The organism is Serratia inhibens (genome assembly GCF_003591175.1).
GTDB lineage: Bacteria > Pseudomonadota > Gammaproteobacteria > Enterobacterales > Enterobacteriaceae > Serratia > Serratia inhibens.
The window spans coordinates 1-19,108 of record NZ_QYYG01000004.1 but is presented as its reverse complement, the minus strand read 5'-3'; the positions used below and the strand labels follow the sequence as shown (position 1 = coordinate 19,108).

General features: G+C 55.4%; 18 protein-coding genes. 15 read left to right on the top strand and 3 right to left on the bottom strand.

From position 1 onward, the window contains the following. Positions 1–12: 12 nt before the first annotated feature. The 7 genes from ubiJ (at position 13) to hemB (ending at position 5,824) form a co-directional block, all read left to right on the top strand. On the top strand, positions 13–621 hold the full coding sequence (gene ubiJ, locus D4100_RS14660) for a ubiquinone biosynthesis protein UbiJ (protein WP_065506796.1): 609 nt from the start codon (positions 13–15) through the stop codon (positions 619–621). Next, positions 618–2,249, top strand: a complete 1,632-nt coding sequence (ubiB, locus tag D4100_RS14655; protein WP_119804652.1) for a ubiquinone biosynthesis regulatory protein kinase UbiB — start codon at positions 618–620, stop codon at positions 2,247–2,249. The genes ubiJ and ubiB overlap by 4 nt, the downstream gene beginning before the upstream one ends. Before the next feature lie 80 nt (positions 2,250–2,329). Next, the gene (gene tatA / locus D4100_RS14650; RefSeq protein ID WP_065505731.1) at positions 2,330–2,593 is read left to right on the top strand and encodes a Sec-independent protein translocase subunit TatA; all 264 of its coding nucleotides are present in this window, start codon (positions 2,330–2,332) and stop codon (positions 2,591–2,593) included. 3 nt (positions 2,594–2,596) lie between these two features. Further along, positions 2,597–3,175, top strand: coding sequence for a Sec-independent protein translocase protein TatB (tatB, locus tag D4100_RS14645; RefSeq protein ID WP_119804651.1), 579 nt, complete (start codon positions 2,597–2,599; stop codon positions 3,173–3,175). Positions 3,176–3,178: 3 nt separating this feature from the next. Further along, on the top strand, positions 3,179–3,949 hold the full coding sequence (tatC, locus tag D4100_RS14640; protein ID WP_065505733.1) for a Sec-independent protein translocase subunit TatC: 771 nt from the start codon (positions 3,179–3,181) through the stop codon (positions 3,947–3,949). A gap of 55 nt (positions 3,950–4,004) precedes the next feature. Continuing rightward, entirely contained in the window at positions 4,005–4,787 is a 783-nt protein-coding gene (gene tatD, locus D4100_RS14635; protein WP_065505734.1) for a 3'-5' ssDNA/RNA exonuclease TatD, read from the top strand. 14 nt (positions 4,788–4,801) lie between these two features. Further along, positions 4,802–5,824: a porphobilinogen synthase gene (hemB, locus tag D4100_RS14630; RefSeq protein WP_065505735.1), complete on the top strand. Its 1,023-nt coding sequence runs from the start codon at positions 4,802–4,804 to the stop codon at positions 5,822–5,824. A 48-nt stretch (positions 5,825–5,872) separates the two neighbouring features. Here hemB and rfaH read toward each other — a convergent pair whose 3' ends face one another. Continuing rightward, positions 5,873–6,361: a transcription/translation regulatory transformer protein RfaH gene (rfaH, locus tag D4100_RS14625; RefSeq protein WP_065505736.1), complete on the bottom strand. Its 489-nt coding sequence runs from the start codon at positions 6,359–6,361 to the stop codon at positions 5,873–5,875. Between the two features lie 245 nt (positions 6,362–6,606). Here rfaH and pepE point away from each other — a divergent pair, with 245 nt between their 5' ends. The 3 genes from pepE (at position 6,607) to fre (ending at position 9,669) form a co-directional block, all read left to right on the top strand. Then, on the top strand, positions 6,607–7,332 hold the full coding sequence (gene pepE, locus D4100_RS14620; protein WP_065505737.1) for a dipeptidase PepE: 726 nt from the start codon (positions 6,607–6,609) through the stop codon (positions 7,330–7,332). An 88-nt stretch (positions 7,333–7,420) separates the two neighbouring features. Continuing rightward, complete coding sequence (gene ubiD, locus D4100_RS14615) at positions 7,421–8,917, top strand: 4-hydroxy-3-polyprenylbenzoate decarboxylase (protein WP_119804758.1); 1,497 nt, start codon at positions 7,421–7,423, stop codon at positions 8,915–8,917. 50 nt (positions 8,918–8,967) lie between these two features. After that, positions 8,968–9,669 (top strand): NAD(P)H-flavin reductase, encoded by a 702-nt coding sequence (gene fre / locus D4100_RS14610; protein ID WP_119804650.1) that lies wholly within the window; start codon positions 8,968–8,970, stop codon positions 9,667–9,669. Positions 9,670–9,841: 172 nt separating this feature from the next. On the opposite strand, the gene fadA is transcribed toward fre, so the two are convergent. Continuing rightward, positions 9,842–11,005: an acetyl-CoA C-acyltransferase FadA gene (fadA, locus tag D4100_RS14605; protein ID WP_006317241.1), complete on the bottom strand. Its 1,164-nt coding sequence runs from the start codon at positions 11,003–11,005 to the stop codon at positions 9,842–9,844. A gap of 10 nt (positions 11,006–11,015) precedes the next feature. Further along, on the bottom strand, positions 11,016–13,205 hold the full coding sequence (gene fadB, locus D4100_RS14600) for a fatty acid oxidation complex subunit alpha FadB (protein WP_006317242.1): 2,190 nt from the start codon (positions 13,203–13,205) through the stop codon (positions 11,016–11,018). Between the two features lie 233 nt (positions 13,206–13,438). On the opposite strand from fadB, the gene D4100_RS14595 reads away from it, so the two are divergent. The 5 genes from D4100_RS14595 to hemG all read left to right on the top strand — a co-directional run bounded on the left by D4100_RS14595 (position 13,439) and on the right by hemG (position 18,736). Then, complete coding sequence (locus D4100_RS14595; protein WP_119804649.1) at positions 13,439–14,635, top strand: MFS transporter; 1,197 nt, start codon at positions 13,439–13,441, stop codon at positions 14,633–14,635. 113 nt (positions 14,636–14,748) lie between these two features. Continuing rightward, positions 14,749–16,080, top strand: a complete 1,332-nt coding sequence (gene pepQ, locus D4100_RS14590) for a Xaa-Pro dipeptidase (RefSeq protein ID WP_006317244.1) — start codon at positions 14,749–14,751, stop codon at positions 16,078–16,080. Next, the gene (locus D4100_RS14585; RefSeq protein WP_006317245.1) at positions 16,080–16,694 is read left to right on the top strand and encodes an IMPACT family protein; all 615 of its coding nucleotides are present in this window, start codon (positions 16,080–16,082) and stop codon (positions 16,692–16,694) included. The genes pepQ and D4100_RS14585 overlap by 1 nt, the downstream gene beginning before the upstream one ends. Before the next feature lie 34 nt (positions 16,695–16,728). Then, on the top strand, positions 16,729–18,180 hold the full coding sequence (gene trkH / locus D4100_RS14580) for a Trk system potassium transporter TrkH (protein WP_006317246.1): 1,452 nt from the start codon (positions 16,729–16,731) through the stop codon (positions 18,178–18,180). A 22-nt stretch (positions 18,181–18,202) separates the two neighbouring features. Then, positions 18,203–18,736 carry a menaquinone-dependent protoporphyrinogen IX dehydrogenase gene (gene hemG, locus D4100_RS14575; protein ID WP_006317247.1) on the top strand — a complete coding sequence of 178 codons (534 nt, stop codon included), beginning with the start codon at positions 18,203–18,205 and terminating at the stop codon, positions 18,734–18,736. Positions 18,737–19,108: the final 372 nt, after the last annotated feature.

Sequence of the window (19,108 nt, the reverse complement as noted above, 5' to 3'; positions counted from 1 at the left end):
ATGGACATGCCGATGCTGCTAACCCCCCTGTTGACCGGCGCGCTGGAGACATCGCTCAATAGTCTGCTGTTCCGCGATCGCAGTATGAAGGCCGCCCGTCTGCGGTTGGCCGGCAAAATACTGCGTATTGAGTTGCAGGAGCTCGCTTCGCCGTTGGTGTTGATATTCAGCGAACAGCGGGTGGATGTGCTTGGCCAGTCTGAAGATAATGCCGATTGCACGGTACGCAGCCGGATATCGGTGTTGTTGAAGCTGCGCGATCGTCAACAGCTTTCGCCATTGATGCGCAACGGCGAGTTGATCGTCGAGGGCGATATTCAGGTGGTGCAACAGCTGGTGGGGCTGCTTGATCTGGCGGAGTGGGATCCGGCGGAATGGCTGTCGCCCTATATCGGTGACATTGCCGCGCAGAGCATCACCCAGGTGCTCGGTAAAGGCGCGAGCCTGTTGCGATCGGGGTTGCAGCGTCAGCAGCATTACGTGGCGGAAACCCTGACGGAAGAGTGGCGCGTGGCACCGGGGCCGCTGGAAGTGGTGTGGTTCAACGAGGAAGTTGACGCCACCGTCCGCAGCACCGAAGCTCTGATTGCCCGCATGGACAAGTTGGAGGGTAAACGATGACCCCTGGCGAACTACGCCGTCTGTATTTGATTGTCCGCGTTTTTCTCAGCTATGGCCTGGATGAACTGATCCCCAAGATGCGCCTGACGCTGCCGCTGCGTTTTGGCCGCCGCCTGCTGTTTTGGATGCCCAATCGCCACGCAGACAAGCCTCTGGGCGAGCGTTTGCGTCTGGCTCTGCAAGAGTTGGGGCCGGTATGGATCAAATTCGGCCAGATGATGTCCACTCGCCGTGACCTGTTCCCGCCACAGATTGCCGATCAACTGACCTTGCTGCAGGATCGGGTTGCGCCATTCGACGGCGCATTGGCGCGCAAGCACATCGAATTGGCGATGGGGGGCCCGCTGGAAACCTGGTTTGATGATTTTGACCAGCAGGCGCTGGCATCTGCGTCGATAGCACAGGTGCATACTGCGCGCCTGAAAACCACCGGGCAGGAAATTGTACTGAAGGTCATCCGACCGGATATCGGGCCAATCATCAAGGCCGACGTTCGCCTGATGTATCGTTTGGCGGGCTGGGTGCCAAAACTGATGCCGGATGGCCGTCGTTTGCGGCCGCGTGAAGTAGTGCGAGAGTACGAAAAGACTCTGCTGGACGAGTTGAACCTGTTGCGTGAAGCGGCAAACGCCATCCAGCTGCGCCGCAATTTTGATGGCAGCCCGATGCTGTACGTGCCGGAGGTCTACTCCGACTATTGCCGTGAAAGTGTGCTGGTGATGGAACGCATCTACGGCATACCGGTTTCGGATATTGCCACGCTGGAAAAGCAGGGCACCAACATGAAGCTATTGGCTGAGCGTGGGGTACAGGTATTCTTTACCCAGGTATTCCGCGACAGTTTTTTCCATGCGGACATGCATCCCGGTAATATTTTTGTCAGCTACGAGCACCCTGAAAATCCCTGTTATATCGGCATTGACTGCGGCATCGTCGGCTCGTTGAACAAGGACGACAAACGCTATTTGGCAGAAAATTTCATCGCCTTTTTCAACCGTGATTACCGCAAAGTGGCAGAGCTGCATGTTGATTCAGGCTGGGTACCGCGTGATACCAATGTGGAAGACTTCGAGTTCGCCATCCGCACCGTGTGCGAGCCGATCTTCGAGAAGCCGCTCGAGGAGATTTCGTTCGGCAACGTGCTGTTGAATCTGTTCAATACCGCGCGCCGTTTCAATATGGAAGTACAGCCGCAACTGGTGTTATTGCAGAAGACCTTGCTGTATGTTGAAGGCCTGGGGCGGCAGCTCTATCCGAAGTTGGATTTATGGACTACCGCCAAGCCATTCCTTGAGAGTTGGATGCATGATCAGGTCGGCATACCGGCGGTGATTCGCGCCCTGAAGGAAAAAGCACCGTTTTGGGCGGAGAAGCTGCCCGAATTGCCTGAATTATTTTACGATAGTCTGCAACAGCATAAACGGTTGCAACAAAGCGTTGATAAGCTGACCAATCAGATGCAGGCCCAGCGCGTTCGTCAGGGGCAATCGCGTTATTTGTTCGGCGTTGGCGCTACACTGTTAGTAAGCGGTACGATTTTGCTGTTAGGGAAGGTCGAGGTCTTCCCCGCGTGGCTGATGGCTGCCGGCATCGTATCCTGGGTGATTGGCTGGAAGCGAACCACCTGAATTGATTCAAAACTCTGGTAAAAACTGCCGTATAATACGGCAGATTTTGAAAAAACCCTGTAAAAATAGAGGTAATTGCAATGGGCGGTATTAGTATTACGCAATTGTTGATCATCGCGGTGATCGTGGTACTGCTGTTCGGTACCAAAAAACTCCGTACGCTGGGCTCCGATCTCGGTGCATCAATCAAGGGTTTTAAAAAGGCGATTGGTGACGACAACACGCCACCGACCAACACGGCTGAGAAAACCAGCCTGGATGATGCTGACTTTACGGCAAAGCCTATTACCGATAAGCAGCCGGAAGTGAAAGCGGAAGAGTCGAAGAACAAAGAGCAGGTATAAACCGTGTTTGACATAGGGTTTAGTGAACTGCTGCTGGTTCTGGTCATTGGCCTGGTGGTACTCGGGCCAGAACGGTTGCCGGTAGCGGTTAGAACAGTTTCGGGTTGGATCCGTGCCCTGCGTTCGTTGGCGGCTTCGGTACAGAATGAACTTTCTCAGGAACTGAAGCTGCAGGAACTGCAAGACAGCCTGAAAAAGGTTGAGAAGGCGGGCCTGCAGAATTTGTCGCCGGAACTGAAGGCGTCAATGGATGAGCTGAAAGACGCGGCGCAATCGCTGAAGCGTTCTTATCATGGCGAAGACAAAGACGAAGCGGCGCACACCATCCATAACCCTCTGGTCACCGACCCGGAAGCCATTCATGACGGCGTGACCCCGGCGGAGGCTGCGACCACTGCCGCCTCACCGGCGGCTGTACCTAAACCGGTAGAGCCGGAGCCTGTCGTTGCAGCCACGCCGCAGGCAGTGCAACCGCCAGCAGCGCAGCCGGTCAAGCAGCCTGTTGCTGCGACTGTGGAGACAACCCCAGAACCTGTTGCGGATAAAACCCCAGCGTCTCACCAACCTAGTGGCGATCGTTAAAACATGGCTGTTGAAGATACCCAACCCCTTATCAGTCACCTGATAGAACTGCGTAAGCGGTTGTTAAACTCGATTATCAGCGTGCTGGTGATCTTCCTGGCGCTGGTTTATTTCGCCAACGATATTTATCAACTGGTGTCTGCGCCGCTGATCAAACAGTTGCCTGCCGGGGCGAGCATGATAGCCACAGACGTGGCCTCACCCTTCTTTACCCCCATCAAGCTGACCATGATCGTCTCGGTGTTTGTTTCTGCGCCGGTGATCCTGTATCAGGTCTGGGCCTTTATTGCCCCGGCGTTGTACAAGCATGAACGTCGTTTGATGATGCCTTTGCTGGTCTCCAGCAGCTTGCTGTTTTATCTCGGCATGGCGTTTGCCTATTTTATCGTGTTCCCGCTGGCGTTCGGTTTTTTTGCCAAGACCGCGCCGGCCGGGGTGATGATTGCTACCGACATCAATAACTACCTCGATTTCGTCATGGCGCTGTTTATGGCGTTTGGCGTGGCGTTTGAGGTACCGGTTGCCATTATTCTGCTGTGTTGGAGTGGCGTCACTTCGCCGGAAGATCTGAAAAAGAAGCGTCCTTATGTCCTGGTCGGGGCTTTTGTGGTTGGCATGCTGTTAACGCCGCCGGATGTTTTCTCGCAGACCTTGCTGGCGATCCCGATGTATCTACTGTTTGAAGTGGGCGTGTTCTTTGCCCGCTTTTACACCGGCAAGCGCCGCCCGCAGCCGGAAGAAGAAGACGAGGGTGATGAACCCCCGGCAGCTTAATCTGCGTTTTGTTTCTAAAGCCGCCCGATGGGCGGCTTTTGCTTTGGAAAAAAACATGTTTGATATCGGCGTTAATCTCACCAGTTCACAGTTTGCCAAAGACCGCCCGGCAGTGGTGGAACGCGCACGCGCCGCTGGCGTGGATGGGCTGTTAATTACCGGTACCGACTTGCAAGAAAGCCAGGCCGCCAGTGACCTGGCGCAGCAGCACGCCGGTTACTGTTGGTCCACCGCAGGTGTGCACCCGCACCATGCCAGCGGTTGGAGCGAGGATACTGCAGCCCGCATCCGCCAGTTGGCTATCAGGCCGGAAGTGGTGGCGATAGGGGAGTGCGGGCTGGATTTCAACCGTAATTTCTCCACCCCGGAGCAGCAAGAAGAGGCTTTCAGCGCCCAGTTGGCATTGGCGGCAGAGCTGGGGATGCCGGTTTTTCTTCATTGCCGCGACGCGCACGCACGTTTTGCCGCGCTGTTGGCACCGTGGTTGGATAAACTGCCCGCGGCCGTGGTGCACTGCTTTACCGGCACCACCCAGGAATTAGACCACTGTCTGTCGCTGGGGTTGTCGATCGGTATTACCGGTTGGGTCTGCGATGAGCGGCGTGGCCTGGAATTGCGCGCACTGTTGCCGCGGATCCCGGCGGACCGTTTATTGCTGGAAACCGACGCACCCTATCTGTTGCCCCGGGATTTACGCCCTAAACCTGCATCTCGCCGCAACGAACCCTGTTTTTTGCCCCATATCGTCCGGCAGGTGGCTACCTGGCGGCAAGAAGACCCTGAATGGTTGGGGCAGAAAACCGTTGAGAACGCCCGCCGGCTGTTCCGGCTGGTATGAGTTAGGAGAAAACTATGAGCTATGCATTTCCGGGCGCTTTTCCAGGCCGCCGTATGCGCCGTGTGCGCCGTCATGATTTCAGTCGCCGTCTGGTAGCTGAGAATCAACTGACGGTTAACGACCTGATTTATCCGGTATTTGTCATGGAAGGCAATAACCGTCAGGAAGCGGTAGCATCCATGCCAGGCGTATCGCGCATGAGCATTGATCTGCTGATTAAGGAAGCGGAAGCCATCGCCAAACTCGGTGTACCGGTGATCTCCCTGTTCCCGGTGATTGAACCGGGTCTGAAGTCATTGCATGCGGAAGAAGCTTATAATCCGGACGGCCTGGTGCAGCGTACGGTGCGCGCGTTGAAAGATGCGGTACCGGAGCTGGGTATTCTGACGGACGTGGCGCTGGATCCTTACACCACGCACGGCCAGGACGGCGTGATCGACGAGCACGGTTACGTCATTAACGATATATCCAAAGATATTCTGGTGCGTCAGGCGTTATCCCATGCGGAAGCCGGAGCGGAAATCGTGGCGCCAAGCGATATGATGGACGGCCGTATCGGCGCGATCCGCGATCGTCTGGAGCATCAGGGGCTGATTAATACCCAGATCATGGCGTACTCCGCCAAATATGCCTCCTGCTATTATGGTCCGTTCCGAGATGCGCTCGGTTCGAGCGGCAATCTGAAAGGCGGCAACAAGAAAACCTATCAGATGGACCCTGCCAACAGTGACGAAGCCCTGCAGGAAATTGCGCAAGATCTGCAGGAAGGCGCGGATATGGTGATGGTGAAACCCGGTATGCCTTATCTGGATGTGGTGCGTCGGGTGAAAGATACCTTTGGCGTGCCGACCTTTGCCTATCAGGTTTCCGGGGAATATGCGATGCACATGGCCGCGATTCAAAACGGCTGGCTACAGGAGCAACCGGCGGTGATGGAGTCGCTGATGTGCTTCAAGCGTGCTGGGGCCGATGGTGTGCTGACCTACTTCGCCAAGCGGGTAGCTCAGTGGATGCATGATGAAGCGATGCAGCGCTAAGGCGCTTGTATCCCATGACCAAGGCGCCATTTGGCGCCTTTTTGCTTTTTATAGCTTTTGGAACTGCCGATTGTCCACGCTTTGGCTGACCTGCTTGTTAATCAGATTCAGCAGCAGCATTGAGCGAGCTTCTCCGTCCGGCTCGGTGTAAATCGCCTTCAGCCCTTCGAACATGCCGTCTACGATCAGTACGGTATCGCCTGGCTGAGGGGTTTCCGGGTCGAAATAGGTTTCACTGGCATGAGTCTGCAGCTCTTCGATAACCTTCTGCGGGATGGTCGTCGGCAGCGAGCCAAAGCGCACGAAATGGCTGACACCACGTGTTGCGCTGATGGTTGTGGTGTGAATGCGTTCCGGGTCGAACTCCACAAACAGGTAGTTGGGGAACAGGGGCTCGCTGACCGAGATGCGTTTACCGCGCACGACTTTTTCCAGCGTAATGATCGGGCTCAGGCAGTTCACTTCCTGGCGCTCCAGGTGTTCCTGCGCCCGTAAAAGTTGGCCGCGTTTGCAATACAGTAAGTACCAAGATTCCATAATTTCACATGCCTTTCTGTCAGCCGGTAAGCATATCAAAAGCCGGTACGGATACATAGTGATGCAGGTTTCAGCTTGTAACAGCCGCTATCTGCATGAATCGTCGGCAATTAGCGAGGGGTCACACACTTATTCGCACGGCTTGGGTATAACAGAGGGCTAAAAATTTGTTACCGTCGCAAGTATGCCTTGGCCTGATGTGGCCTGATGTGACGCTATTCATCATTTTCGATTGAGAGGAAGACATGGAGTTATTTCTGTTAAGCAACGGCAAGCTGTCCGGCGAGGATGAATTGTTGGGTTATGCCAAGAGCCGGTTGCTGGCGATGATCGCGCGTCATGGTATTACGTCTGCCGTATTAGTCCCTTATGCCCTGATCCGCAGCGATTACGATCAACGTGCGCAGGAACTGGCGCAGACCCTGGGCATCCAGGTAACCGGCATTCATCACGCCGAATCTCCGGCGGCGGCGATTGATCAGGCACAATGCATTTTGGTCAGCGGCGGCAATACCTGGATGTTGAACCAGATGTTGCATGAAAAGGGCCTCATCGTCCCGATCCAGCGTGCGGTTCGTGAACGCGGTGTACCTTATGTCGGTTGGAGCGCCGGCTGCAACGTTGCTACGCCAAGCATTCGGACCACTAATGATATGCCGGTGCGCAACAGCGTAGTGCTGCCGGCATTGGGCTTGTTCCCGGTGCAGATTAACCCGCATTATATCGATGCTCATATCAGTGGTCACATGGGTGAAACTCGTGATGAACGCTTGGCGGAATTCTGCGCAGTCAATCCGAGCGAATCGGTTGTGGCACTGCGCGAGGGCAGCCTGTTGCACGTTGAGGGCAATGACTTGCGCTACTTCAGTGCCAGAGATCAAGGCTTCAAGGTATTCCGCCACGGCGTGGAGACCCAGGAGTATGACAATACGCAGGCGTTACGCCCGCTGGTGCCATTCACGTGCCACTGAGAACCGGCGATGCCTTTACCGGTGTTTAACAAAAGTGCAGCAACAACCGTGAAGAGGGCTTATAATGCTCTCCTCACTGGCCGTTATAATGATCAGCATGAAATACCGTGACTTACGCGATTTCCTCTCGTTGCTGGAAAAGAGAGGGGAACTAAAACGCATCAGCCAGCCGATTGATCCCTATCTGGAAATGACAGAAATTGCCGATCGTACTCTACGTGCGGGCGGCCCGGCGTTGCTGTTCGAAAACCCGAAAGGGTATGACATGCCGGTGCTGTGCAATCTGTTTGGTACGGCCAATCGCGTAGCGATGGGCATGGGCCAGGAGGATGTCAGCTCATTGCGTGAGGTCGGCAAGCTGCTGGCGTTCCTCAAAGAGCCGGAGCCGCCGAAGGGGTTCCGCGATCTGTTCGACAAGTTGCCGAAGTTCAAGCAAGTGCTGAATATGCCGACCAAGGTACTGGGTTCCGCGCCTTGCCAGGAGCAGGTATGGCAGGGTGATGACGTCGATCTCGGCCGTATTCCGGTGATGCATTGTTGGCCTGAAGACGCTGCACCGCTCATCACCTGGGGGTTGACCATCACCCGCGGGCCGCAAAAAGAGCGGCAGAATTTGGGCATTTACCGTCAGCAGGTACTCGGCAAGAATAAAGTGATCATGCGTTGGCTGTCGCACCGCGGCGGCGCGTTGGATTACCAGGAATGGTGCCAGGCGCATCCCGGTGAGCGTTTCCCGGTTGCTGTTGCACTGGGTGCGGATCCCGCCACTATCCTCGGGGCGGTCACGCCGGTGCCGGACAACCTGTCTGAGTATGCCTTTGCCGGGTTGTTGCGCGGCAACAAAACCGAAGTGGTCAAATGCATATCCTGCGATCTGGAAGTGCCCGCCAGTGCGGAGATCGTGTTGGAAGGCTATATTGAGCCGGGTGAAATGGCGCCGGAAGGCCCGTATGGCGATCACACCGGTTACTACAACGAGATCGACAGCTTCCCGGTATTTACCGTTACTCACATCACCCAGCGTCGTGATGCAATTTATCATTCGACCTACACCGGCCGTCCGCCGGATGAGCCGGCGGTATTGGGTGTGGCGCTGAACGAAGTGTTTGTTCCCATCCTGCAAAAGCAGTTCCCGGAAATCGTAGATTTCTACCTGCCGCCAGAAGGTTGCTCTTACCGCCTGGCGGTGGTGACTATCAAAAAACAGTATGCCGGTCATGCCAAGCGCGTGATGATGGGCGTCTGGTCGTTCCTGCGTCAGTTTATGTACACCAAGTTTGTTATCGTCTGTGACGATGACATCAATGCGCGTGACTGGAATGATGTGATTTGGGCGATCACCACCAGAATGGATCCGGCAAGGGATACCGTGATGGTAGAAAACACGCCGATCGATTATCTGGACTTCGCCTCCCCGGTTTCCGGATTGGGATCGAAGATGGGGCTGGATGCCACCAATAAATGGCCGGGTGAAACCCCGCGCGAATGGGGCCGTCCAATTCAGATGGATGAAAAGGTGCGTGCGCGCGTCGATGAAATCTGGGATGAGCTCGGAATTTTCAGTGACAGAGAACCGACGTTGTAGCGTCAGGCTCCGTTCTCAGTTTTGCATTGATGACCCGACAGAGGGAACGCATGACAATATTGAGCTGTAAAGTGACCTCCGTAGAGGCCATTACCGATACGGTTTATCGGGTACGTTTGGTGCCAGAGGCACCGTTTTCTTTCAAGGCAGGACAGTATCTGATGGTAGTGATGGATGAGCGCGACAAGCGTCCTTTCTCGCTGGCATCGACGCCTTCACAGCAAGAATATATCGAGCTGCATATCGGCGCTTCGGAGCTGAATCTGTACGCTATGGCGGTGATGGATCGCATTCTGAAAGAGCAGGCGATTACCGTCGATATCCCGCACGGCGATGCCTGGCTACGAGAAGAAGGCAGCCGTCCGTTGGTGTTGATCGCCGGCGGTACAGGCTTCTCCTATGCGCGTTCAATTCTGCTTACCGCGCTGGAGCAACAGCCGGACCGCGATATCTCTATCTATTGGGGCGGGCGTGAGCTGAAGCACCTGTATGATTTGAGTGAGCTGGAAGCGCTGTCGTTACAGCACCCGAATCTGAAGGTGATCCCGGTGGTCGAACAGCCGGAAGAGGAGTGGCGTGGCCGCAGCGGCACGGTGCTCAGTGCGGTATTGCAGGATTTCGGCACGCTGGCGGAGCACGATATTTATATTGCCGGCCGGTTTGAGATGGCAAAAATTGCCCGCGAACGTTTTTGCATTGAACGCGGTGCGCAGGAAGCGCATATGTTTGGCGACGCCTTCTCGTTCATCTGAGGCGCAAGGTTGACATAAAGTGGGGTAGCCGGTGGCTGCCCTTTTTTATTGGGGCACCTCTAGATTTCAGGCATAAAAAAACCCGCCCCTGACAGGCGGGAAGTACGGCAACTAAACTTGTCGGGATGCTGCGGTTTGAATGAGTTACGCAGTCACCCCAAGATAGACACAGCTAAACGCGTTCAAATACGGTGGCAATCCCCTGACCCAGGCCGATACACATGGTCGCCAGACCAAATTGCACGTCACGGCGTTCCATGTTGTTCAACAGCGTGGTGGAGATACGTGAGCCCGAGCAGCCCAGCGGGTGGCCCAAGGCAATGGCGCCGCCGTTCAGGTTAATTTTGTCGTCGAGGCTGTCCAACAGCCCCAGATCCTTGATGCAGGGCAGCGACTGGGCGGCAAAGGCTTCATTCAATTCAAACAGATCGATGTCCTGTACGCTCAGGCCGGCACGTTTCAGCGCCAGTTTGCTGGCCGGTACCGGGCCATAACCCATAATGGATGGGTCGCAACCGACTACCGCCATAGAGCGAATACGGGCACGGGCTTTCAGACCGAGCGCTTTGGCGCGTGACTCGCTCATCAGCAACATGGCGGATGCGCCGTCGGATAAGGCCGAAGAAGTGCCGGCGGTTACAGTGCCATTGACCGGATCGAACGCCGGACGCAGCGCCGCCAGGCTGGCAACGGTGGTTTCCGGGCGAATGACTTCGTCGTAGTCATAACGGGTCAGCACGCCATCGGCGTCATGGCCGGTGGTGGGGATGATTTCGTTCTTGAAGTAACCGGCCAGAGTGGCTGCATGCGCACGTTGGTGCGAGCGTGCCGCGAATTCATCCTGCATCTGGCGGCTGATATTGTGCATCTTGGCCAGCATTTCGGCGGTCAGACCCATCATGCCGGCGGCTTTCGCTACGCTGCGACTCAGGCCAGGGTGGAAATCCACGCCGTGGTTCATCGGCACGTGGCCCATATGCTCAACGCCGCCAATCAGGCTGACCTGCGCATCGCCGACCATAATGGCGCGTGCTGCGTCGTGCAGAGCCTGCATGGACGAACCACACAGTCGGTTGACGGTAACGGCCGGTACGCTATGCGGGATTTCGGCCAGCAGCGAGGCATTACGTGCAATGTTAAAACCCTGCTCTAGCGTTTGTTGCACGCAGCCCCAGTAAATATCGTCAATTTCGGCCGCGTCCAGAGCCGGGTTACGGCTCAGCACGGCACGCATCAGGTGAGCGGAAAGATCTTCAGCGCGTACCTGGCGGAAAGCGCCGCCCTTGGAGCGGCCCATCGGCGTGCGTACGGCGTCAACAATAACTACGTTTTCCATCTTTATGACCTCATGCCGGTTGGCCAGTAGCGATATCGGACAACGGCGTCGCCACCGGGTAGTAGCTTTCATTACGTTCAGCTTTGGCGCGCAGGCCGGCAGGCACTTGATACAGAGCGCCAAGATGCGCGTAACGCTGGGCCAGTTCGACATAGTTGGCGGTGCCAAGGGTATCCAGGTAACGGAATGCCCCACCGTGGAACGGAGGGAACCCAATGCCGTAAACCAGTGCCATATCGGCTTCTGCCGGGCTGGCGATGATGTTCTCTTCCAGGCAGCGCACCACTTCGTTGATCATCGGGATCATCATTCGGGCGATAATTTCTTCGTCGCTGATGGTCTGGCGCGGCTGGGAGACTGCGGCCAACAGCGCATCGGTCTGCTCATCGTTGTCTTTACGCGGCTTGCCTTTGTTGTCCTGGCTGTAACGGTAGAAACCCAACTGGTTTTTCTGACCAAAGCGCTGGTTGTCGAACATCACGTCGATGGCGTCGCGATAATCTTTGCCCATACGTTCCGGGAAACCGGCAGCCATCACCGCCTGGGCATGGTGCGCGGTATCGATCCCCACCACGTCGAGCAGGTAAGCCGGGCCCATTGGCCAGCCAAACTGTTTTTCCATCACCTTATCGATTTGGCGGAAATCCGCTCCATCGCGCAACAGCATGCTAAAGCCGGCAAAATAGGGGAACAGCACGCGGTTGACGAAGAAGCCCGGGCAATCATTAACCACGATCGGCGTTTTGCCCATCCGGGTGGCGTAGGCCACCACGGCGGCGATGGTGCTGTCGCTGGTCTGCTCGCCGCGGATGATTTCAACCAGTGGCATGCGGTGCACCGGGTTAAAGAAGTGCATACCGCAGAAATTTTGCGGGCGTTGCAGCGATTTTGCCAGGTGATTGATTGGAATGGTCGAGGTATTGGATGCAAGTACGGTATTTTCACCGATCAGGCCTTCCACCTCGGACAGCACCGCCGCTTTAATCTTCGGATTCTCGACTACGGCTTCAACGATCACTTGCGCGCGTTCGATACCGGCATAATCCAGCGTCGGTTGAATGGTCGACAGCACTTGAGCCATCTTCAGGCCATCCAGCTTGCCGCGCTCCAACTGTTTGTTCAGCAACTTGGCAGCTTCATTCATGCCGAGCGCCAGGGATTTGTCGCTGATGTCTTTCATTATCACCGGCACGCCTTTCAGCGCGGACTGGTAAGCGATGCCGCCGCCCATGATACCTGCGCCCAGAACCGCAGCCTGTTTCGGCGCTTCCACGTTTTTGGCCAGCTTTTTCGCCTGGCTTTTCACAAACTGATCGTTGAGGAAGATACCGACCAGTGCGCGCGCTTCTTTGGAGCGGGCCAAAGGCACAAAGCTGGCGGTTTCCAGTTTCAATGCTTCATCGCGGCCCAACCTGGCGGCGGCTTCGATGGTTTTCACCGCGGTCATCGGCGCTGGATAATGTTTACCTGCGGTTTGCAGCACCATGCCTTTGGCGGTGGTGAAGCTCATGGCCGCTTCTATTGGGCTGAGTTTCAACGGGTCGAGTTTCGGTTGGCGGTAGGCGCGCCAGTCCAACTGGCCATCAATTGCCTGTTGCAGCATTTTCAGCGCTGCTTCTACCAGTTTTTCCGGGGCAACCACTGCATCCACCAAACCGACCTTCAGCGCATCTTTGGCGCTGACGTCTTTACCGGCGGCGATGATCTCCAGCGCGCTATCGTTACCCAACAGGCGTGGCAAGCGAACTGAACCGCCGAAGCCCGGCATAATGCCCAGTTTGGTTTCCGGCAGGCCAATGCGCGCATCAGGCGAAGCGACCCTGAAGTCGGTTGCCAGAATACATTCGCAGCCACCGCCGAGCGCGTAACCGTTAATGGCCGAAATGGTCGGGACCGGCAAATCTTCCAACCGGTTAAAGGTCGCGTTGGCAAAGGCCAGCCATTGGTGCAGTTTTTCAGCCGGAGCAGCGAACAGCGAAAGGAATTCGGTAATATCGGCGCCGACAATAAATGCGGCCTTGCCGGAACGCACCAGCAGCCCTTTCAGTTCGGTCTGTTTTTCCAGTACGTCTAGTGCTTCGCCCAGGCTGGCAACGGTGCGAGTGTCCAGCTTGTTTATCGAACCTGGGGCATTGAACACCAGCTCGGCGATGCCGTTATCGAGCCAGTGCAGTTGTAATGTTTCGCCTTGGTAGAGCATGTCTATCTCCTGAATCAGCGTTTGATCTGGTATGACCAGATGATGAGGAGTGTGGTTTTTATGTTAACAATATGCAAATCAGAGATTGCGTTTTTGCAAAGCGGATCACATATCATTGAGTTAATGTATTGATTTTACATTAAATTATATTTTATGCGTTCTTGTCATTTGCCGGGGGCCGAAAGGCCCAATACACTTGCCCGAGATAGAGCGCTATCCACGCAGGGGGCAGGATGAGTAAAGCGATATGTGTAAAACAGAGTGGTTTATGGAGTGTTCCTGCCAGAACCATGACGCTGGCCTGTCTGCTGGTCTTTATGGCGCAGATGGCGACAACGGTGTATTTGCCTTCTTTGCCGACGGTGATGCAGGAACTGATGATGACGCGCCGCGCCACTGAGCTTTCCATATCCCTGTTCGTGATTGGTGCCGCGCTGCCGGTGTTGTTCTGGGGGGCCGCGGCCGATCGTTTTGGCCGCCGCCTGCCGCTGACGCTTTCTCTGGTGTTGTTTATCGGTTGCAGCGTGCTGTTGGCGTTTTGTAACAATGGCATCCAACTGTTGGTGTTGCGCACCTTGCAGGGCATTGCTGCCGGTGGCGCGGCGATCATCGCGCGCATTATTGTGCGCGACAACTGGAGTGGGGATGAGCTGGCGCGGCGTCTCTCGGTGCTGTCGATAGCCTTCATCACTGCACTGGGCGGCGGGCAGTTTATTGGCGGGCTGCTCAGCCAGTATTCGCACTGGCAAATGGGCTTCGTGTTGATGGGGCTGACCGGGCTGGCGATCTTGTTGTTAATGGCGACGTTGCCGTTGGAGGTGGGCCGGGCGGTGGGGCAACGTCCTGCAATGGCGGCGACCTATTGGAGTATCCTGCGTCGTCCGGGGTTTTTCTGGCCAGCCTGCGTCGGCGGGGTGGGGTTTGCTACTACGGTAACCTTGCAGGAGGTTAGCCCGTTTGTGATGCAGCAGGGCTTTGGCCTCAATGTTACCGCCTTTGGTGCTTTGGGGCTGGTGATCGGCGTGGCTTACTTTACCGGAGCTATGACGGTGAACCGCACGGTGGCCCGTTTGGGCGGCAAACGGTTGATGCAGGTGGGGACGAGCATAGCCGCATTGGCGACCGCTGCGATAATGCTGTTGTGGTGGGGTGGCATGCTAGTAGGCGTTTCCGGCATGACGATATTCATCACCTTGTATTGCCTGACGATTTTTGGCCAGGCAATACTGTTCCCGAATAGCATGGCGATAGCCGTCAGCGACGCTAAAGAACAGGGTGCTTATGCCATGGCGCTATGCGGTTTTCTGCAGCAATGCCTGGCGGGCGCCGCCGCTGCCGGTGCTGTCTTGCTGGAGCATCATGGTCTGTGGACGGCGGCAATTGCGCTGCTTGGTTTTTTGGGGTGGTTGATTGTTCAGCGGCGGATGTAACGACGTTTATGCTGATTTGCGAACTGCCCCGCATGCCGGAACTGATGGGGTTGGTGCGCCAGAGCGGTGTGCTAAGATGGCGCATTCCGTTTTAAGGGTATAAGGGTATTGTGATGGAAACGCTGGCTTCATTGTATAACGACCACCTGGCAGAGCTGCAAAAACGGGCGCGCGAAGTATTGGCGCGCAACAAGCTGGACGCTCTGTTGATTCACTCCGGGGAACTGCAACGGGTTTTTCTGGACGACCATAGCTATCCGTTCAAAGTGAATGCGCACTTCAAGGCTTGGGTGCCCGTCACATCGGTACCGAATTGCTGGTTGTGGGTGGATGGCGTTAACAAACCGAAGCTGTGGTTCTATTCGCCGGTTGATTATTGGCACAGCGTTGAGCCGCTGCCGGACAGCTTCTGGACCAAGTCCATCGAACTGTTGCCGCTGGCCAATGCGGATGATATCGCTCAGCAGCTTCCAGCCCAGCGTGAGCGTGTAGGGTATATCGGTTACGGGCAGCAACGCGCCCGCGATCTCGGCATCCCAGCGGAAAACGTGAATCCGAAAGCGGTGTTGAACTACCTGGATTTCCATCGCTCAATCAAAACCGGTTACGAGCAGGCCTGCATGCGCGAAGCGCAAAAGACGGCCGTGATGGGACACCGTGCGGCCCATGAGGCCTTCCTGTCCGGCATGAGCGAGTTTGATATCAACTTGGCCTACCTCACTGCTACAGGCCACCGCGATACCGATGTACCTTATGACAACATTGTTGCGCTGAATGAACATGCGGCGGTGCTGCATTACACCAAGCTTGACCATCAGCCGCCAGCCGAAGCGCTGAGCTTCCTGATTGACGCCGGCGCGGAATACAACGGTTATGCCGCCGATTTAACGCGTACCTACGCAGGCCAGAGCGGCAGTGATTTCGCGCAGCTGGTGGCGGACCTCAATACCGAAATGTTGGCGTTGGTGGGCACCCTCAAGACGGGTGTGCGTTACACCGACTACCATGTGCAGATGCATCAACGTATCGCCAAACTGCTCAAGAACCACAAACTGGTGAGCGATATCAGCGAAGAAGCCATGGTGGAGCAGGGGATCACCACGCCATTCCTGCCACACGGCCTTGGTCATCCTCTGGGCTTGCAGGTGCACGACGCCGCCGGCTTTATGCAGGACGAACAAGGTACGCATCTGGCAGCGCCGTCCAAATATCCCTTCCTGCGCTGTACCCGGGTGTTACAGCCAGGCATGGTGCTGACTATAGAACCTGGCCTGTATTTTATTGAGTCATTGTTGGCGCCATGGCGCAACGGTGAGTTCAGCAAGCACTTTGCCTGGGATCGCATTGATGCGCTGAAGCCTTATGGTGGTATGCGCATTGAAGACAATATCGTGATCCACGAGAAGCGTATCGAGAACATGACGCGCGATCTGAACCTGGCCTGATGCAGCCTTATCCGATCCCTTCGGGTGCCGTCAGCATCAGCGAGGAGATAAAGAAGAGCCGCTTTATCACTTTGTTGGCGCCGACTTGCGGGGCCGATGCGGCAAAGGCGTTTATTCAACAGGTTCGAAATGAACATCCGGCGGCAAGGCATCATTGTTGGGCCTTTGTCGCCGGGCCACCGAATGATTCGCAGCAGTTGGGTTTCTCCGACGACGGTGAGCCTTCCGGTACTGCGGGTAAACCGATCCTCGCACAACTGATGGGCAGCGGCATAGGGGAAATCACCGCCGTAGTGGTACGTTACTACGGCGGTATCAAGTTGGGCACAGGCGGCCTGGTGAGAGCTTATGGCAGCGGCGTGCAGCAGGCGCTGAAACAGATCATTGTGGGCTACAAGGTCCCGCAGGCCGAATATATTTTGCAATGTGACTATGCGCAGCTGGCGCTGGTCGAGAATTTGTTACAGCAAACTGAAGGGCGGATCGTTCAGGGGGAATATGGCGCCTCCGTCATGCTGCATCTGGCTTTGCCGATAACCGTCGTTGAGACCTTCGGGAAGAAATTACGTGATCTCAGTCGCGGTAATTTGCAATTGGCCCCTGTTTCGCAATAATTCCCCCAACTGAATTGCTAAGGATCGTGCTGAAATGCATTTTCGCGCCATAACCCGTATCGTAGGTTTGCTGGTCATCTTATTCTCCGGGACTATGTTTATTCCTGGTCTGGTGGCATTGATATATCGCGATGGGGCGGGCAGGGCTTTCAGCCAGACCTTCTTTGTGGCGGTGACGATTGGCCTGATGTTGTGGTGGCCCAACCGTAAACAAAAGCATGAGCTGAAGCCGCGGGAAGGTTTCCTGATTGTGGTGTTGTTTTGGACGGTGTTGGGCAGCGTGGGGGCACTTCCGTTTTTATTCTCGGAGCGACCTAATCTGTCGCTTACTGATGCTTTCTTTGAATCTTTTTCCGGCTTGACTACTACCGGCGCGACGACGCTGGTCGGGTTGGATTCATTGCCCAAAGCCATTTTGTTCTACCGGCAGATGTTGCAGTGGATGGGAGGGATGGGGATTATCGTGTTGGCGGTAGCGATACTGCCGATTCTGGGCGTCGGCGGCATGCAGCTCTACCGCGCGGAAATGCCCGGCCCGTTGAAAGATAACAAAATGCGCCCGCGCATCGCCGAAACGGCCAAAACCTTGTGGCTGATCTATGTTCTGTTGACGATTGCCTGTGCATTGGCGTTGTGGGGCGCGGGGATGTCAGTCTTTGACGCTATCGGCCACAGCTTCTCGACCATCGCCATCGGCGGTTTCTCTACCCACGATGCCAGTATCGGTTATTACGCCAGCCCGACCATCAACACCATCATTGCTATTTTCCTGCTGATTTCTGGTTGTAACTACGGTTTGCACTTTGCCTTGCTGAGTGGTCGCAACCTGAAAGTGTATTGGCGCGATCCTGAGTTTCGCATGTTCATTGCTGTGCAGTTCACGCTGGTAGTGGTGTGTACTGCGGTGCTGTGGGGGCATGGCGTCTATAAAACCGGCATGGAGACGCTTAATCAGGCGTTCTTCCAGGTAGTGTCGATGGCGACGACGGCGGGTTTTACCACTGACAGCATTTCCAAGTGGCCGCTGTTCCTGCCCATGCTGCTGTTGTGCTCTGCTTTTATTGGCGGTTGCGCAGGCTCGACCGGCGGTGGTCTGAAAGTTATCCGTATTCTGTTGCTGTATCTGCAGGGGTCGCGTGAGCTGAAAAGACTGGTGCATCCCAATGCTGTTTATACCATTAAGCTGGGGAATCGCGCGTTGCCGGAAAGGATCCTGGAGGCTGTATGGGGATTTTTCTCAGCGTATGCCCTGGTATTTATCGTCAGTATGTTGGCGATCATCGCCACCGGCGTTGATGATTTCTCCGCTTTTGCTGCCGTAACGGCAACGCTGAACAATCTCGGACCGGGGTTGGGCGTGGTAGCGGATAACTTTACTACTATGCCAGCGCCGGCGAAGTGGATTCTGGTACTGACCATGCTGTTCGGACGACTGGAAGTCTTTACACTGCTGGTTCTGTTTACGCCAACGTTCTGGCGTGAATGATCCAGTTAGAAGGAGTAACGCCGTGAAGGCACTGATTCTTTATTCGAGCCGTGATGGGCAAACGCGTTCTATCGCTTCTTATATAGCAAGTAAACTGCAGGATACATTGCACTGTGACGTGATTGACTTGCTGCAGGCGGACAGTGTCGAACTCAGTGAGTATCAACAGGTGTTGATCGGCGCTTCGGTGCGTTACGGCCACTTCCATCCGGTGCTGGAAAAATTCGTTAAGCGCCATGCCGAACAATTGAACCGGATGCCGAGTGCATTCTTTGCCGTCAACCTGACAGCCCGCAAACCAGACAAACGTTCACCGCAGACCAATGCCTATACCCGCAAGTTCCTGCTTTCCTCTCCTTGGCAGCCAAAACAGTGCGTGGTGTTTGCCGGCGCGTTGCGCTACCCACGTTATCGTTGGTTCGATCGCGTCATGATTCAATTTATTATGCGTATGACGGGAGGCGAAACGGATACCAGTAAAGAAGTGGAGTACACCGATTGGCAGCAGGTGGACCGTTTTGCCCAGGAGTTTGGCCAAATCCAGTATGAAAAGTGACTGATATGCTGGCTTGTGCAGCGTTTTGCCGAAAAAATCCGCGCTTGAAAAGTTTTTTGCATTTAGGGGTTGCGACCTTCTGAGAACTCCCTATAATGCGCCTCCACTGACCGGGAACAACGACTCCTCTAACGAGAACCAGTCGCCAGGTCGGTAAGAGAAAAGCAAAATAAATGCTTGACTCTTCGGGTGAAAAGCGTAGTATACGCCACCTCGAGATAGCCAGCTACGGCGACTAACTCACTGCTCTTTAACAATTTATCAGACAATCTGTGTGGGCACTCCACAAGACGATATCCAGTACCTTCGGGTACGAAAAAATATCAAGTCTTGAAGAGTGACTACTGAAGTAAAATTCATTTAGTAACCTTT

Coding starts and splice junctions, on each gene's coding strand:
- fadB (WP_006317242.1), bottom strand. CDS start 13,205: ATGCTCTACCAAGGCGAAACATTACAACTGCACTGGCTCGATAACGGC.
- tatC (WP_065505733.1), top strand. CDS start 3,179: ATGGCTGTTGAAGATACCCAACCCCTTATCAGTCACCTGATAGAACTG.
- ubiJ (WP_065506796.1), top strand. CDS start 13: ATGCTGCTAACCCCCCTGTTGACCGGCGCGCTGGAGACATCGCTCAAT.
- rfaH (WP_065505736.1), bottom strand. CDS start 6,361: ATGGAATCTTGGTACTTACTGTATTGCAAACGCGGCCAACTTTTACGG.
- ubiB (WP_119804652.1), top strand. CDS start 618: ATGACCCCTGGCGAACTACGCCGTCTGTATTTGATTGTCCGCGTTTTT.
- D4100_RS14585 (WP_006317245.1), top strand. CDS start 16,080: ATGCAGCCTTATCCGATCCCTTCGGGTGCCGTCAGCATCAGCGAGGAG.
- hemB (WP_065505735.1), top strand. CDS start 4,802: ATGAGCTATGCATTTCCGGGCGCTTTTCCAGGCCGCCGTATGCGCCGT.
- D4100_RS14595 (WP_119804649.1), top strand. CDS start 13,439: ATGAGTAAAGCGATATGTGTAAAACAGAGTGGTTTATGGAGTGTTCCT.
- ubiD (WP_119804758.1), top strand. CDS start 7,421: ATGATCAGCATGAAATACCGTGACTTACGCGATTTCCTCTCGTTGCTG.
- trkH (WP_006317246.1), top strand. CDS start 16,729: ATGCATTTTCGCGCCATAACCCGTATCGTAGGTTTGCTGGTCATCTTA.
- fadA (WP_006317241.1), bottom strand. CDS start 11,005: ATGGAAAACGTAGTTATTGTTGACGCCGTACGCACGCCGATGGGCCGC.
- pepE (WP_065505737.1), top strand. CDS start 6,607: ATGGAGTTATTTCTGTTAAGCAACGGCAAGCTGTCCGGCGAGGATGAA.
- pepQ (WP_006317244.1), top strand. CDS start 14,749: ATGGAAACGCTGGCTTCATTGTATAACGACCACCTGGCAGAGCTGCAA.
- fre (WP_119804650.1), top strand. CDS start 8,968: ATGACAATATTGAGCTGTAAAGTGACCTCCGTAGAGGCCATTACCGAT.
- tatA (WP_065505731.1), top strand. CDS start 2,330: ATGGGCGGTATTAGTATTACGCAATTGTTGATCATCGCGGTGATCGTG.
- tatD (WP_065505734.1), top strand. CDS start 4,005: ATGTTTGATATCGGCGTTAATCTCACCAGTTCACAGTTTGCCAAAGAC.